A 15,352-nucleotide genomic window follows, 5' to 3' on the forward strand; every position below is an offset into this window, starting at 1 on the left:
CCAATGAAGACCCTAGTTTTCTACGCAATCGTTTTCTTTTCTTTTTCTGGAATCACCTTAGGCCAAAACCTAGATGAAGTCTCTTTAAATGAAAACTGGAAAGGAAAAATCAGGTCTTTAGCACCTGAAGAGACTTCTTTTGATTTTAAGAAAAAGAAAAAAATCCTGGTCTTTTCCCTCCACACAGGATTCAACCATTGGGTAATCCCTCATACTGAAGAGATGCTAAAAATAATCAGTGAGAAAGCTGAAGTTTTTGAAGTCACTGGCAGCAAAGATATTGCTTGGTTTGAGCCGGAGAATTTAGCTCAGTTCGATGCGATTGTTTTGAATAATACCTGCTCTAAGCCAGACCATCGTAATTTGTTTTGGGATAAACTACGAGAAACTTCAGATGCGGATTCAGCCGTTTTGATGACAAAAGCATTAGAATTGGAAGGGAATATTAGCAGATATGTCAAAAATGGAGGGGGATTACTTCTTATTCATGGAGCCATTACCACCCAAAATAATTCTGATGAATTCAGTCGATTAGTTGGTGGAAGTTTTGATTACCATCCCAAGCAACAAAAATTCCAAGTGCGTCTCGAAGATTCATCTCACCCCTTGGTTCAGGCATTTCCTGTAGAGGGCTTCAGTCATATTGATGAGCCTTATTTCTATAAAAATGCCTATGCAAATCTTGATTTCACACCGCTACTATACTTCAACAATGCTGAAATCGATGGCCAAAGAAAAGGTCAAGAGTTGAAAGAAGGAAAGACTTATGTGTCATGGATAAGATCAGAGGAAAAAGGGAGGGTGATGTACATTTCCCCGTCTCACAATGCCCAGAGCTTTGATGACCCTCGATTACTTCGGTTTTATTTGGATGGTTTACAATATGTCGCCGGAGATGTTCCCTTAAAATAATTTCAACTTCCAGATTAGTGAGTTGCTGTAAAACTATGGCTAACTGCTTCTGCGGCTAGTCTTCCTGAGGTCATTGCTGCGTTGATCGAACCATTGAGCAGGTAGTCACCAGCCAAGAATACATTTTCAGTAATCTTGGTTTCTGTAAAAGCAATTTCATATTTCATATCATCCAAAGTAGGCAATGCATATGGAATCTCGTAAGTTTTCAAATGCTTGAAATATTCCCCTTTGATCCTTGAGATTCTTTCCAGCTCAGCCTGAACTGCTTTGATCAACTCTTTTTCAGAAAATGAGTGATCCAGCACTGTTACTGACAATAGGGATCGATTTTCTGCACTATACTCCTCAGATACATCATCCATAAAAACAATATTGTTTACCAAATGCCCATCACCCGGAATCAATCCAATCATAGGGCGAGCCATAAAAGACTTCTGGGTTGTGAAATACAGATTAGTTACATGCTTGGGTTTAGCAAACTGACCTTGCATTTGAGGCAATACCCTATCCGGTTGTGTAGCTATTATAATTCGATCAGCAGTTAGTATTTCCCCGTTTTCAAGATGAATCTCCTGACTTTTGATTTGCTTAACGGGGGTATTAAAATAGATTTGGGTTTTACTCAACTGACTTCGAAGCATCTGTGGTATTTCCCCCATTCCTTTTGCAGGGACAGCTGCATTTCCTATGGAAAACATCTTAAAAACAAACTCAAACATTCTGGAGGAGGTATTTAGATGGGGCTCAAGAAAGATGCCTCTAAAGAATGGCTTGAAAAAATAGGCGATGATTTGATCCGAAAAACCATATTCCTTCAAGTATTGAAGAGTTGGTTTCGATTCTGAATTGAAAATTTCAGCAACAGTTTTCTTTTTCAGGCTTTGAGTCAAGCTGAACATTTTGACTTTATCCAGAAAAGAACCCACCTTGGAAAACGCCATTCCTACAATTTGAAGAGGGTTTCTTAGCGGATCAGTGATTATAAAAGATTCATTCTCATCAAAAATCACCGCTCCAGGTTCAAAATTTTTCAGATTCAAAGCCTGATAATCCAAGTATTTCTTAGCCTCAGGATAGGCCGTAAGCAAAACCTGAAAACCCTGATCCAGTCGGAAACCATCTACCAAATCGGTTTTAACTCTTCCACCAATCGACTGACTGCCTTCCAAGATAAAGGGAGAAAATCCATTTTTCTCCAACTCAATCGCTGCCACAAGGCCAGAAATTCCAGCTCCGATGATATAGATTTTAGGGTCAAGTTTTGCTTCAATCATAATTAAACTAAGAATAGGTTCGAATTTTATACTCATTGGATAACTGATCCAATGAGGAAGGGTTTGATAAGCATCTACAAAGAAAACCAGAATTATTGACTTAAAAGAGCTTTTGATGAATGGCGGATTATGAATGATAAAAAATAGTAAACTCGCAACAAAGTTGAAATCCATGAAAATCTTCCTTACCACACTTCTGACCTTCCTGTTTTTAAGTCAAATCACTGTTGCGCAGCAATATTTCCCTCCGAAAGGAGACTGGAAAAAAGTGAAGCCCAGCGAACTCGGCATAAACGAATCCAAACTAAATGAGGCTCTTGAGTTTGCAAAAGCACACGAAAGTACAGCGAATCCAAATCTGAAAGTCGCTCATTACGAAAGTGCTTTTGGACGCGAACCGTTTGGATATCCAGTGGGTCCGATGAAAATCAGAGGTTCGGCCACTGGCTTGATAATATACAAAGGAATGGTTGTAGGAGAATGGGGTGATCCAGCGCGTGTAGATTTGACTTTCAGTGTTGCAAAAAGCTTTTTATCCACGACTGCAGGGCTTGCCATTGAGGCAGGTTTGATTAAAGATGAAATGGATTTAGTATATCCATACATGGCTCCCATTTATCCTTATGATCCAGTGAAGGCTATGATGAATAAATCAGATCATTTATTCGAAGAGGATGTTTTTGAGCTTTTTGATACAGAGCACAATAGAAAAATACGATGGGATGATCTGCTTCGTCAGACTTCGGACTGGGAAGGAACCCTCTGGGGAAAACCCGACTGGGGAGATCGACCTTCCGAAGGAGTAAAACAAAAACGAGAAAGACCTCAAAATGAGCCAGGTTCAGCCTATGAATACAATGATACACGTGTAAATGTGCTCGCATTAGCCTTGCTGAACGTCTGGAGAAAACCGCTACCACAGGTTTTGAAATCTGAAATTATGGATCCAATCGGTGCAAGCGATACTTGGAGATGGACAGGTTATGAAAACTCTTTTGTGATACTGGATGGCCAGATTATTCAATCGGTAAGCGGAGGTTCCCATTGGGGTGGTGGAATGATGCTTTCGGCATGGGATCAGGCAAGGTTTGGATATTTGACTCTTCGAAATGGAAATTGGGATGGAAAACAACTAATAGCAGAAAACTGGATAGCCAAATCACGGACCCCTACCCCTGCTAATCCAGGCTATGGCTTCATGAATTACTTCTTGAATGAAGACCTCAAGGAAATTCCAGATGGACCAAAAAGCGCTTTTCTACACATCGGAGCAGGAACAAATATGATCTATGTAGATCAGGAAAATGATCTGGTGATCGTGGCCAGGTGGATCCCAAATAGCGATAAGGCAGAACTGGTAAGACTAATTCTGGAAAGTTTAAAATAAATCGATTTCACTTCTACTACTTCCAGGAGTATTGGAAATCCCTAAAGGAAAGATCAAATCTGCTTTTCCCAAAAGCGTAATCTCCCCTTGTGGCTTTGTTGAACCAATCGGTAGCTTTCTGGGATTTCAGATGCTTCGCCACAGTAAGTGACTATTCTGGTTTTAATAGGTAAAGCATCAAACTTCTCCCTCAGGGCATTGATATAGTTCTCATGTTGGATTGAACTCAAGGTGCTTTGCCTGTCCAAAGAATCTTTTGAGTTGATATTTTCTTCGAAGGAATTGAAAAAGTAGAAGCCGTCGAAATCACTTAAATCAAGAGAAATCAAATCTCCATGGATAAATTCCAAGTTAGACAGCTGATGATTGACAGCAATCTTTCTTGCCAGTTGGACTAAATTTTCCCGTTGCTCTATCCCCGAAATCCTGATACTCGAGCTATCGGCTGCAATCAAGCAGAATTTCCCTACGCCTGAACCTAAATCTAAAACGGAATTACATCCTGAATTTTCGAAAAAAGAAATGGCTTTCATTGCAATTCCCACAGGAGTCCAATGTGTCCCGGATAGCTTTCTCATTTTGAGAGGGTATAGCGCATCAAAATCCTTATCCGAATAAGATCCTAAAACCATTCTGTTGCGAATTTAAACATGAATTAGATGGGCATACTTTCAAAACTTATAAGATCCGTGATTCAGAGTACAGATCATAAGCTGCAACAAGGGTTTGTCTTTGGGAGGAATGTCCAAATGGCTCGTAGTCCTGAATTTGGTCGCGATTTTCTACAAAAACCGGAAAATAGGTAGCCTCTAGCTCATCCCAAACGATCAAAATGTAGGCAAAGGAAATTTTACTGCTTCGCCCTTTTTCAAGCCATGAATCAAAAACTGATTCCTCTAACGCTTTGGGGTAATCTGGACTTTCAAACATAAACAAGGGAGAGTTCTAATAGGTCTGCAAAATAGAAAGGTCCACTATCTACTCCAAATTCGAATTTGTAATGAATGCAGCGTTAAGAAGCGCAAGCTGAAACTCAAGAACTAAGAGTTCAAAAACTTCGCTAACAATCCTTGAAAATGATGAACTCCCTTTTCCATTTTAGGGGAAAACCGACCCGTTTTATAGACTCTGGAAGACATTCCTTTGAAAACACCTTCTACCACAAATTCATCTTCCCGTTCTACTTTATCCAGCGCTGCACCTGCACCGGTGTCAAGTTTAGTCTCATCAAGTACATAAGTGATGAAACTTACCTTAGTCCTGTTTAGTGAAATAGGTTTAACAATATTGATTGAGCAGCCCCAAGGATAAAAATTGAACATCATATTTGGGAAAATCCAGAAATAGTAGGCAGAGATCTGTTGCCCATAATCTTCATGCGCTTTTGGTAAGTCAAACACATGCTCTCCTCCTACTGCATGTCCAAATTGCAGATTACAATATGGAAAGAGTTGCGTCTCGTATTTCTTGTAATCCAAAACTGCATTGAGGCTATCATGCACAAAGGGAATATGAAATCCCTCCAGGTAATTATCGCAATACAAGGCCCAATGCGTATTTACTAGATAATCTTTATTACGACTTTTATCTTCTTTGAATTCCTGAAGCGGAAGAAAACCAACCTTTCGATCCATAGCATCAATCACTGATTGGAAATCCAAAGAATCCTCCAAAGCAGTAAATAGCCAAGGTCCCCATTGCTTCAGTGGAAAGCGATGCAGATTATCTTCTTTTCTTGGAAAACCCTTAGCTTCCTTAAATTCAGGCATGTGCTGGAATTCACCCTTCAAATCAAATCTACGTCCGTGATATGCACAGGTGATCTGTCGGGATTTGCAAGGGTCATGACAAAGAATATTGCCGCGATGTGTGCAGACATTAGAAATACAGGTAATAGATCCATTATCATTGGTCAGCATCATTGGTTCCTCAAGCCCAAATTCTAAAAAAGTAAACGGGTTTATTTGCTGATTCAAAGAGATTAATCCAGTATCTCCGACAAATTGCCAGGTTTTGGCAAATACCTTTTCGATTAGCTCCTCAAATACCATCTTAGAGCGGTAAAAAGAAGAAGGTAAAGTCTCTGCCTGAGTAATATCGGGGTGAATATGGAAAGCTTTCAATTATCTAATTATCTTGTTTGCTTCCAAAATAAGTATTTCCACCCAATTCAGTTTTTCTTTTGAATAAAACTTCTTCCCCTAGACAGCTTGGATTAATTACAGTCATCGCATTGGTTGCCGGAGGAATGATCGGCTCAGGGATTTTCACCCTTCCTTCTGCCCTAGCTCAATTTGGAGGGATCAGTATTTTAGGTTGGGTTGTAGCTGCCATAGGAGCAATGGTTTTAGCACATATGATGGGAAGGCTCAGCAAAGTGATTCCTGAAAGTGGAGGATCTTATGCCTATACCAAAAGAGCCTTTGGAGATTTCCCTGCCTTTTTGGTTGCTTGGGGTTTTTGGCTTTCTCTCTGGAGTACCAATGTGGCCATTGCATTAACTTTCACAGGTTATCTGAGTGTTTTCTTCCCGGAAATAGGCCAATCCAATTATTTATCTCCCCTCATCAGTTTAGTGGTAATTTGGACACTCACGGCCATCAATAGTCAGTCAATTCGAACAGGAGGAAACTTACAAGTGCTTACAACAGCTTTGAAAGTAATCCCTGTTTTGGTGGTAGCAGTTGGTGGAATCTTCTTTTTCAATCCAGATCATTTCGTTCCTTTTAACCTTTCAGGAACTTCTTCTGCTCAGGCAGTTTTAGGTGCTTCTGTACTTTGCTTTTATGCATTCTTAGGTATCGAAGCAGCAACCATCCCTGCAGATAACATCAAAAACCCCGAGAAAAATATTTCAAAAGGCACACTGATCGGAGTTGGCTTGGTAGTATTTCTATACATGTTCAGTTCCATCTCTTTATTTGGTGTATTGCCTCCGGGAGAAGTGGCTTCAAGCCTTGCCCCACTTAGTGATGCTGCGACCAAAATTTTTGGAGGCGGAGCAAAATACTGGGTTGCAGCTGGAGCTTGCATTTCGACATTTGGGGCATTGAATGGTTGGATTTTGATCCAAGGACAAATTGCTCAATCAATGGCAAAAGATGGTTTGCTACCAAAAGCCCTTGCTTTTAAAAACAAAAATAATTCACCAAGTACAGGAATTATCGTTTCCAGTGTATTCGTGACTATTCTTTTGATTTTAAATATGACCAAGGGATTTGCCAGCCTCTATTCCTTTATGGTTTTGCTTAGTACGATTACTTCTTTATTTTTCTATTTATCCGCAGCTTTGGTCTATACCTATTTTTCATACGGAGAAAAGTTAGGCTTTACCTGGACCTTCAAAAGCAAAATCATTTCTTTGCTTGGACTAGGTTTTAGTATTTGGGTATTCTTTGGTTCAGGAACAGAAGCCATTATTTGGGGAACTGTTGGAATGCTACTAGGAGTACCAGTTTATATCTACAATAAAAAACAACGAAAATGAAAACTTGCCACTCCGACTACGGATTGATTAAAAGTGTTATCCTGAAACCAGCAAAATCTGCTTTTGAATCAGCCGAAAAAATAGCCACAGAATGGGAAGAATTGAACTATCTCTCTGCTGTGGATTTCCCAAAATCAAAAACAGAATATTCAGAGTTCCAAAAATACTTCGAAGATCTAGGCGCAGAAGTCCATTTGCTTCCTGCATCCAAGACGAGCATGGATTCGATTTATTGCCGGGATGCTGCTTTGGCTACAGACTTTGGATTGATTCTTTGCAATATGGGAAAAGCGGCAAGGAAATCTGAACCAAAGTCAATAGAGGTTTTTTGCCAAGAAAATGGAATAAAAGTTTTGGGCAAAGTGGAAGCTCCAGGAACCTGCGAAGGTGGGGATATGTGTTGGTTGGATGAAAAGACTCTGGCTATTGGCCATACTTATCGAACCAATCTGGAAGGAATCCGACAACTTCGTCAATTTTTAGAACCTTATGGAATTGAAGTATTCCAAGTGGAACTTCCACACTATAAAGGTCCTTCTGATGTTTTTCATTTGATGTCAATAATCAGCCCTTTGGACAAAGATTTGGCAATGGTTTATTCCCCTTTGATGCCGATTTATTTCAGGGAGGAGTTAATCAAAAGAGGGTTTACTTTAGTCGAATGTCCTGAAGAAGAATTCGATTCCATGGGTTGCAATGTATTGGCTTTGGCACCAAGGAAGTGCTTGATAGTAAAAGGAAACCCGATAAGTGTAGCTCGCTTGAAAGCCGCCGGATGCGAAGTCATCGAATATGAAGGAGCTGAAATCAGTCAAAAAGGCTGCGGCGGTCCTACTTGTCTAAGCAGACCTTTATCAAGAATAATCCAATCGGATTAAGATTGCAGAGTATTTTGTCCTGATTTCAAGCGAGATTCTCTTCTATTTCTGGAACAATGGAGGATGCTGCTCCTCAAATTCTGTGGCAGCTTGATAGGCTTTAGCCAAAGCTAAAATACTCCCCTCATCGTAAAGATTCCCAATTAGTGTAAAGCTCGTAGGTCTGCCTTTTTTATCCAAGCCGTTTGGAACACAGACTACTGGATGTCCAGTAAGATTAGTCCCCATCAATTGGTTCATATTCGATGTTGGAGAAATAATCACATCATATTGACTAAAAAGTGCATTTACCTCTTCAATTAGCATTCTTCGCTGACGATTAGCCTGAAGATATTCCACCGCAGGGATAAATCGCGATTGCCTAAGCGAGTTCGCCCTTGAGTTTTTTTGCTGCTCCACCATCGTATCAACAGCCCCTGAACGAACCAATTCATCAAAGAATGCTCCCGCCTCTGCTCTCAAAATAATGTCAAAAACAGGATATGGATAATCAGCTGGAAAAGCGATTGAATCCAGTTGAACTCCTAAATTTTGAAACACCTCCAAAGTCGCCTGGAGATTCCTTCCAACATCGGTGGTATCCTTATCTATATCTCCCTTTAAATAGGCGACTCTTAGTTGGCTGGCAGTCTTTGAGGATCGGTTGAAAGGGACATCATTTGTACTAGGGTCTTTTACATCTTTCCCATAAATAGCCTCAAATACAATCTCACAATCTTCAGCTGATCTTGCAATTGGGCCGATTTTATCCATTGACCAACTCAAACTCATCACTCCATGACGACTAACTCTACCATAGGTTGGTCGAAGTCCTGTCACGCCATTTCTGCTGGAAGGACCTACAATGGAACCCAAAGTTTCAGTTCCAAGCGCAAAAGCAACTAAACCTGCAGAAGTTGCTGAACCAGAACCTGCAGATGAACCGCTTGCTCCCTGTGTAAGATCCCAAGGGTTTTTGGTTTTTCCACCAAACCAGACATCTCCTCTTGCCAAGGCTCCAGAGACTAATTTGGCAATTAGTACGGCACCTTCAGCTTCCAGTTTTTGAACTACTGTGGATGTGTAGTCAATTACTTGATCCTCGTATGGTTTTGCTCCCCAAGTAGTCGGATAGCCTTCCACAGCCATCAGATCCTTAACGCCGTAAGGAATCCCGTGCAAGATACCTTTGTAATTTCCAGCTGCGATTTCCCGATCGGCTCTCTTTGCCTGCGCCAAAGCCAAACTATCGGTCAGAGTAATTACACTCAGCAATTGTCCGTCAAAACGTTTAATTCGATCGATGTAAAGTAAAGTAAGTTGCTCAGAGGTTATTTTTCTATTCTTGATTAGTGAGGCAAGTTGGGGAATGGAGAAAAACGCGACTTCCTGCAAATCTTCAGGCAGCTCCACTCCTTCTGGAATCAGAAACTTAGGGTTTTCTTTTTTCTGGGGAAATTGAAAACCTAAAGGATGTGGGTCAAACATCATTGCCGGAAAAGTCTCTGCGGAGGTTTTGTATAGGCGAAGACTGTCATAACCAAGTTTATTCTCCACCAAATAATCATACATGGTATCAATTGCCTGATTTGAAAAATCAAGGCCAATTAGCTTTTGACTTGCTTTGATATCCTTTTTTGTAAACGGAGCTTGATTGCTTTTGCAAGCAAAGACAAATAATGAAATCAGTAAAAACTGAAAAACTCGAAGTGTGATCGTATTCATAAAAGCGTTTGGGTAGATAAATCGATTTGATTTGGACCAAGATAACCGAACATTTGCGAAGAAAAAATTGAATTAAACTGACAAAGAACACCCTAATTTTTTCATTGTTTATATTCCTTTTTTTCAGCTTGATAAAATTCAATCCCCTATGATTAGTATCTTTATTATTTGAAAACAAGCCAACCCAACAGCGCATGAAAACTTACCACCATTTCCTAGCCTTGGCCTTTCTGGCCGTTATATCCTGCACTTCTCGATCTTCTCGTGAGAGACAAGAATCAGGCGAAAATGTCACTGAGGAACGAAAGCTTAGCGGTATATCTCAAGTTAAAATTTCCGGGATCCTCAACGTTTATCTCAGCCAAGGAGATGATGAATCTATTCGTGTAGAAGGTGATGAAAAGGCAGTTTCGCTACTTGAAATTATAGAGAATGGTGAGGTTCTGGAGATTGGATATAAAGATGAAGATAATGTCAAAAATATTTTTGAGGATTTCACACCAGATATCTATGTGACTGTCTCAGATCTAAGTAAGTTGAGTTTTGAAGGTGTAGGAAATATTCAGACTGAAAGTGCATTCCAAGTAGATGGAATCGTTATTTCCGGTGATGGGATTGGCAAGATTGATTTGGAAATTGAGGCAAATACTATCGAAGCAACTTTTAATATGATGGGAAATATTGTCCTGAAGGGAAGTGTCGAAACAATCAATCTTTCCAATGAAGGCATGGGTAAAATCGATGCATCCAAACTTATTTCCCAAAAAATGACTCTTAATTCCTCTGGAATTGGAATGGTCGATGTGTACTGCGAAGAAGAATTATCAATCACAGTAAATGGCATCGGATCAGTAAATTATAGTGGTAACCCTAAAGTAGTAAAGCGGGACATCAACGGGATCGGAAAAGTAAACGAAAACTAATCTTTAGGTGCTTACCACAATTTTCAAAAAGTAGTTTTATATGAAGTATCATATTGAATCCTCCGATCTCAGGATCCAAGTCAATTCAATTGGTATGGAGCTTTCCTCCATCCAATCAAAAAATTCGAATCAAGAATACTTATGGCAAGGAAACCCAGCGTTCTGGGCAGGACAAGCTCCAGTATTATTCCCCATCATTGGAGCCCTGAAAAATGGTGAGATGATTTATAAAGGGACTACCTATTCCATGGAGAAGCATGGATTAGTTAGGAATTCTTTAAAGCCAAAACTCATATCTTCCGGGAATAATTTCCTTCGGTTTGCCTTGTCATGGGATAAAGAGTCTTTGATCGCTTATCCTTTTAAATTTAGATTAGAAATTGAATTTTTATTGGAAGGAAAAACACTTCTGATTAAGCATCATATTTCTAATGAAGGCGACGATTTTATGCTTTATTCCATTGGAGGGCATCCGGCTTTTAACTGTCCTCTGCATTCAGATGAGAAATACGAGGATTATTATTTACAATTTCCCAAAGAAGAGACTGACGCTACCTGTCAGATTGAACCAAATGGATTAATAGGTTTAGGTCGGATTCCCATGCTGAATCAAAGCAAAACCATCCCCCTTCACTCCCATCTTTTCGATCATGATGCCCTTGTTTTTAAAAATTTGAAATCCAGAAAAGTATCTCTTGAGCATCAAACGCGAGGACCGATACTAGCAGTAGAATACCAAGATTTTAACTATTTGGGAATTTGGGCAAAACCATCTGCTCCCTTTGTTTGCATCGAGCCTTGGTTAGGAATTGCAGATTCAGTGGATACAAATCAAAATTTTGAAGAGAAGGAAGGGCTCTTGAAGTTAGCTCCAGGTGAATCAGATCAAAAAAGTTATTCAATTACTATTTTAGAATAACTCCCAAGTAAATTTTATTTCTCAGACCGTACATTCAAATCCGGTTCCTCTCCAAATGATGACCTCATCTTTGATTTCGGTCGGGTCGATCCCAGCTCCGTCTCTACCCAAAAAACCTAAGACCTCTCCATCACAAGCATAAACTGAGATAATTGTATTACAATTTGGACAGCAGTTTCGAATCAGAAAGACTTCTTCATTTTGGTATTTGCCAGCAGTAACATAAAAATAAACTCCAAAATACGAGTCATTTAATTCATCAGTGAGGGTGTTTAGCCAAGTCAAACTTTCAGCAGGATTTTCTACCCCACAGTATGTAATGGGTTCTTCTTCCTCTTTGCAAGCAGTGATTAAGAAAAAAAGAACGAATAGAGATAGAAGGGACTTTTTCATTTTTAAAGAGATTTTTTAATCTTTTACGGAGGAAAACAGAAACAGATTACAATGCTCGAAGATCAAATTAAGCAATAAATAGAAATTAATAAGATAATCTGAAATGATGTCAGTAGTTTTATTTCATTGATATTCAAGATAGAATACCGGGCATTTAAATAAGAATTATAGTGAATGTCTTCAGAAAGTTCGCATTCAAGAAATTCAAAGCGCATCAACCTTATAAACATATTTTAATCGGTAGCTTTATTAGCTTTGGACGTCTTCTTAATTCTGATCTCATAATTTTAAAGCTATCTGCTGGACATGGACCCAACTTCACCTCTCGATTCAATCCGGATAAATTTCTCTACCAGCGATCTACTTTTATTGAATCTTGCGCTTGCACTGATCATGTACGGGGTTTCACTTGATCTGAGGTTCGAAGATTTCAAATACCTCTTTAAAAACCCTAAGGCTTTTTTTCTAGGTGTATTTTCTCAGTTTCTCCTATTACCTTTTTTGACTTGGTGTCTAGTGCTGGTCATGAAGCCACCACCTTCTGTAGCACTTGGGATGTTTTTAGTTGCAGCCTGCCCCGGAGGAAACGTCTCTAATTTCTTGAGCAACCTTGCTGGCGGAAATACTGCTCTTTCAGTGAGTCTGACAGGATTTTCGAGTATTTTATCGATCGTGACTACTCCTTTGAATTTTGGGATTTGGGCTAGCTTCTATGCTCCTACCTCCAATCTGTTGCGAGATATAAGTTTAGATTATTCAGAGGTTTTTCTTACAGTTGGTTTAATTCTTGGAGTTCCATTGATTTTAGGAATTTTGACACATCAATACCTCCCTAAATTTGCTGAGCGCGCTTCTGCAATATTGAAACCGCTGAGTATTCTGATTTTTGCAGCATTTGTGGTTATTGCCTTTCTAGGCAATTTAGACATTTTCCAAAAGTACATTTCATTGATTTTCTTCTGGGTTTTAGCCCATAATCTGGTGGCCTTGGGAGCTGGTTTCTTTACAGGAAAAGCATTTAAGATGCCCATCGCAGATGTCAAATCACTTACTATTGAAACAGGAATTCAAAATTCAGGCTTGGGGCTCGTCTTGATTTTCACTTATTTTGATGGGTTGGGAGGAATGGCAATCATCACTGCCTGGTGGGGAATCTGGCATTTGATCTCAGGAATGACTATTGCCAGTATCTGGAAACAAAAAAAGCTTCCTGTAAAAGTTGAATTTGAGTAAATGAAATACTTGCTAAATGCATTTCTTCGTCTGATCGTGAAAATTGCCCTTCATGGGTATTTCAAAAAAATCAAGGTAGAAGGAACAGAAAACATCCCAAAAAATGTCCCCATCATCTTGGTGGCCAATCATCAAAATGCTTTGGTTGACCCTTTGCTTTTGGCCACACACACTTCGCTCAACCCATATTTTTTGACTCGAGCCTCAGTTTTTAAAAATCCAATTGCTGCTAAACTACTGGATTTAATCCGGATGCTTCCGGTATACCGAGTGAGAGATGGTTTTTCTACAATTCAGCAAAATCAAAAAACCTTCGATCAAACTTTTGAAGTTCTTCGCAAAAATGGCACTGTAATCATTTTTGCCGAAGGTAGTCATAGTCTTATCCGAAATCTTCGGCCTCTCAGCAAAGGCTTTACCCGAATGGCATTTGGGCTGAAAGAAAAATATCCCGACAAAAACCCGGTCATTCTACCCGTAGCAATGGATTACAGTGCACATCGAAGGTCCGGCAGCAAAGTAAGAATCACTTTTGACCGACCTATTCCCGTGGACATGCCGGCATCTAAATCTGGCCTTCTCACCAAATCTGTCGAAAAAGCACTCAGTGAACTAGTGGTAACAATTCCAATCGGAAATTATGAATCTGATTTAGAAAGGCTAATCGAGAATGAAGTAGACCTTACCTCCAAAAAAGAAGTAGAACTATTTCTGAAAACTGGAGAGGTTCCAAATCCAGTCAGAACCCATGGAGGATTAAAAAATAAGCTGATGAAAATCTTTCATTTCCCGCTCTATTTTCTCTGGCTTTGGAAAAGTCCAAGTGTCAAGGATAAAGTTTTTGATAGCACTTGGAAGTTTTTGATCGGATTTGTTTTTGCACCAATTTGGTACTTTTCGCTGTTCTGGCTTGCATTGGACACTCCCCTTGGCAGTTGGGCTCTTGCTTTTTTGATCATGGCCTGGATAAGTCTTTGGGGAAATAAAAACCCTCAGGAATAATTCACAAACACCAAATAATATTTGGCAGGATTTTCTACCTTTGAGGTAGATTTTAACCCAAAAATAACGAAATCATGTCTGAAGATTTTCTTCCTCTTAATGGTACCGACTACGTAGAATTGTATGTCGGAAATGCCAAACAATCTGCATTGTATTATCAATATGCATTTGGATACGAACTGATAGCTTATGCGGGTCCTGAAACAGGTATTCGAGATCGTGCATCTTATGTATTGAAGCAGGGAAAAATCAGATTGGTCTTAACCTCTCCTCTCCAAACAGGTGGAATAATTTCAGATCACATCCTCAAGCATGGAGACGGAGTAAAAGTACTGGCTCTTTGGGTAGATGACGCCGAAAAATCATGGCAGGAAACTACTTCAAGAGGTGCCGAATCTGAATCAGAGCCAAAAGTCCTTACTGATCAATTCGGAGAAGTTAAGGTAGCTTCGATCAAAACCTATGGAGATACAATTCATACTTTTGTAGAGCGAAAGAATTATACCGGTGTTTTCCTTCCAGGATATATGCCTCGCAAAAGCACCTATACTCCTACTCCAATCGGGTTGATGTATATAGATCACTGCGTCGGAAATGTAGCCCTGGGAGAAATGAACAAATGGGTAGAATTCTATGAAAATGTGATGGGATTCAAGCTTCTGATCACATTTGATGACAAAGACATATCCACTGAATATTCCGCATTGATGTCAAAAGTTGTTTCAAATGGAAATGGCTATGTGAAATTCCCAATCAATGAACCTGCAGAAGGCAAGAAAAAATCTCAGATTGAAGAATACCTTGATTTCTATAACGGACCTGGGGTACAGCATATGGCAATTGCTACTGATGATATTATTCATACGGTAGGTGAACTTCGAAAGAGAGGAGTTGAGTTTTTAGAGGTTCCAGCTTCATATTATGATGATTTATTGGACCGAGTAGGTAAAATTGACGAAGATTTGCAACCGCTTAAAGATCTCAACATTCTAGTTGACCGAGACGAAGAAGGTTATTTATTGCAAATATTTACCAAACCGGTACAAGACCGACCGACCTTGTTTTTTGAGATCATCCAACGAAAAGGGGCCAAATCTTTTGGAAAAGGTAACTTCAAAGCGCTTTTCGAGGCTATCGAACGAGAGCAAGAGCTCAGAGGAAATTTATAATTACAAAAGCCGGTCTAAGACCGGTTTTTTTTTGCTCAATAATCTCTTAATTTTTAGACTCAAAGAAG

At 39.6% G+C, this 15,352-nt stretch carries 15 protein-coding genes; 9 read left to right on the top strand and 6 right to left on the bottom strand.

The genetic code is table 11. The features are described 5' to 3' along the window. Positions 1-3 precede the first annotated feature (3 nt). Positions 4-912, top strand: coding sequence for a ThuA domain-containing protein (locus BVC88_RS12550; protein WP_075351211.1), 909 nt, complete (start codon positions 4-6; stop codon positions 910-912). A 14-nt stretch (positions 913-926) separates the two neighbouring features. Here BVC88_RS12550 and BVC88_RS12555 read toward each other — a convergent pair whose 3' ends face one another. Then, positions 927-2,363, bottom strand: a complete 1,437-nt coding sequence (locus tag BVC88_RS12555; RefSeq protein ID WP_317044972.1) for an NAD(P)/FAD-dependent oxidoreductase — start codon at positions 2,361-2,363, stop codon at positions 927-929. Between BVC88_RS12555 and BVC88_RS12560 the strand changes: the two genes are divergently transcribed. Continuing rightward, on the top strand, positions 2,362-3,576 hold the full coding sequence (locus BVC88_RS12560) for a serine hydrolase domain-containing protein (protein WP_075351213.1): 1,215 nt from the start codon (positions 2,362-2,364) through the stop codon (positions 3,574-3,576). The genes BVC88_RS12555 and BVC88_RS12560 overlap by 2 nt on opposite strands. Positions 3,577-3,629: 53 nt before the next feature. On the opposite strand, the gene BVC88_RS12565 is transcribed toward BVC88_RS12560, so the two are convergent. The 3 genes from BVC88_RS12565 to BVC88_RS12575 form a co-directional block, all read right to left on the bottom strand. Further along, a complete protein-coding gene (locus BVC88_RS12565) occupies positions 3,630-4,154 on the bottom strand; it encodes a methyltransferase domain-containing protein (protein WP_245803641.1) in 525 nt (174 codons plus the stop codon). A 100-nt stretch (positions 4,155-4,254) separates the two neighbouring features. Continuing rightward, complete coding sequence (locus BVC88_RS12570) at positions 4,255-4,506, bottom strand: hypothetical protein (protein WP_075351053.1); 252 nt, start codon at positions 4,504-4,506, stop codon at positions 4,255-4,257. A 110-nt stretch (positions 4,507-4,616) separates the two neighbouring features. Beyond that, positions 4,617-5,699, bottom strand: a complete 1,083-nt coding sequence (locus BVC88_RS12575) for an aromatic ring-hydroxylating oxygenase subunit alpha (RefSeq protein ID WP_075351054.1) — start codon at positions 5,697-5,699, stop codon at positions 4,617-4,619. 59 nt (positions 5,700-5,758) lie between these two features. Between BVC88_RS12575 and BVC88_RS12580 the strand changes: the two genes are divergently transcribed. Then, positions 5,759-7,063: an APC family permease gene (locus BVC88_RS12580; RefSeq protein ID WP_075351055.1), complete on the top strand. Its 1,305-nt coding sequence runs from the start codon at positions 5,759-5,761 to the stop codon at positions 7,061-7,063. Then, on the top strand, positions 7,060-7,941 hold the full coding sequence (locus tag BVC88_RS12585; RefSeq protein WP_075351056.1) for a dimethylarginine dimethylaminohydrolase family protein: 882 nt from the start codon (positions 7,060-7,062) through the stop codon (positions 7,939-7,941). Before BVC88_RS12580 ends, BVC88_RS12585 begins: the two co-directional genes overlap by 4 nt. Before the next feature lie 42 nt (positions 7,942-7,983). Here the strand turns inward: BVC88_RS12585 and BVC88_RS12590 are convergent, their stop codons facing one another. Continuing rightward, positions 7,984-9,645, bottom strand: coding sequence for an amidase (locus BVC88_RS12590; RefSeq protein WP_075351057.1), 1,662 nt, complete (start codon positions 9,643-9,645; stop codon positions 7,984-7,986). A 194-nt stretch (positions 9,646-9,839) separates the two neighbouring features. On the opposite strand from BVC88_RS12590, the gene BVC88_RS12595 reads away from it, so the two are divergent. Continuing rightward, on the top strand, positions 9,840-10,568 hold the full coding sequence (locus BVC88_RS12595; protein WP_075351058.1) for a head GIN domain-containing protein: 729 nt from the start codon (positions 9,840-9,842) through the stop codon (positions 10,566-10,568). Between the two features lie 40 nt (positions 10,569-10,608). Then, positions 10,609-11,487 (top strand): aldose 1-epimerase family protein, encoded by an 879-nt coding sequence (locus BVC88_RS12600; protein ID WP_075351059.1) that lies wholly within the window; start codon positions 10,609-10,611, stop codon positions 11,485-11,487. Positions 11,488-11,508: 21 nt separating this feature from the next. Here the strand turns inward: BVC88_RS12600 and BVC88_RS12605 are convergent, their stop codons facing one another. Beyond that, complete coding sequence (locus BVC88_RS12605; RefSeq protein ID WP_075351060.1) at positions 11,509-11,880, bottom strand: hypothetical protein; 372 nt, start codon at positions 11,878-11,880, stop codon at positions 11,509-11,511. A gap of 306 nt (positions 11,881-12,186) precedes the next feature. On the opposite strand from BVC88_RS12605, the gene BVC88_RS12610 reads away from it, so the two are divergent. The 3 genes from BVC88_RS12610 to hppD all read left to right on the top strand — a co-directional run bounded on the left by BVC88_RS12610 (position 12,187) and on the right by hppD (position 15,284). Continuing rightward, positions 12,187-13,113: a bile acid:sodium symporter family protein gene (locus BVC88_RS12610; protein WP_075351061.1), complete on the top strand. Its 927-nt coding sequence runs from the start codon at positions 12,187-12,189 to the stop codon at positions 13,111-13,113. After that, positions 13,114-14,115 (top strand): 1-acyl-sn-glycerol-3-phosphate acyltransferase, encoded by a 1,002-nt coding sequence (locus BVC88_RS12615; RefSeq protein WP_075351062.1) that lies wholly within the window; start codon positions 13,114-13,116, stop codon positions 14,113-14,115. Between the two features lie 74 nt (positions 14,116-14,189). Beyond that, the gene (gene hppD / locus BVC88_RS12620; RefSeq protein ID WP_075351063.1) at positions 14,190-15,284 is read left to right on the top strand and encodes a 4-hydroxyphenylpyruvate dioxygenase; all 1,095 of its coding nucleotides are present in this window, start codon (positions 14,190-14,192) and stop codon (positions 15,282-15,284) included. Positions 15,285-15,352: the final 68 nt, after the last annotated feature.

Origin of the sequence: Algoriphagus marinus, from assembly GCF_001936475.1 — a bacterium.
Lineage (GTDB): Bacteria > Bacteroidota > Bacteroidia > Cytophagales > Cyclobacteriaceae > Algoriphagus > Algoriphagus marinus.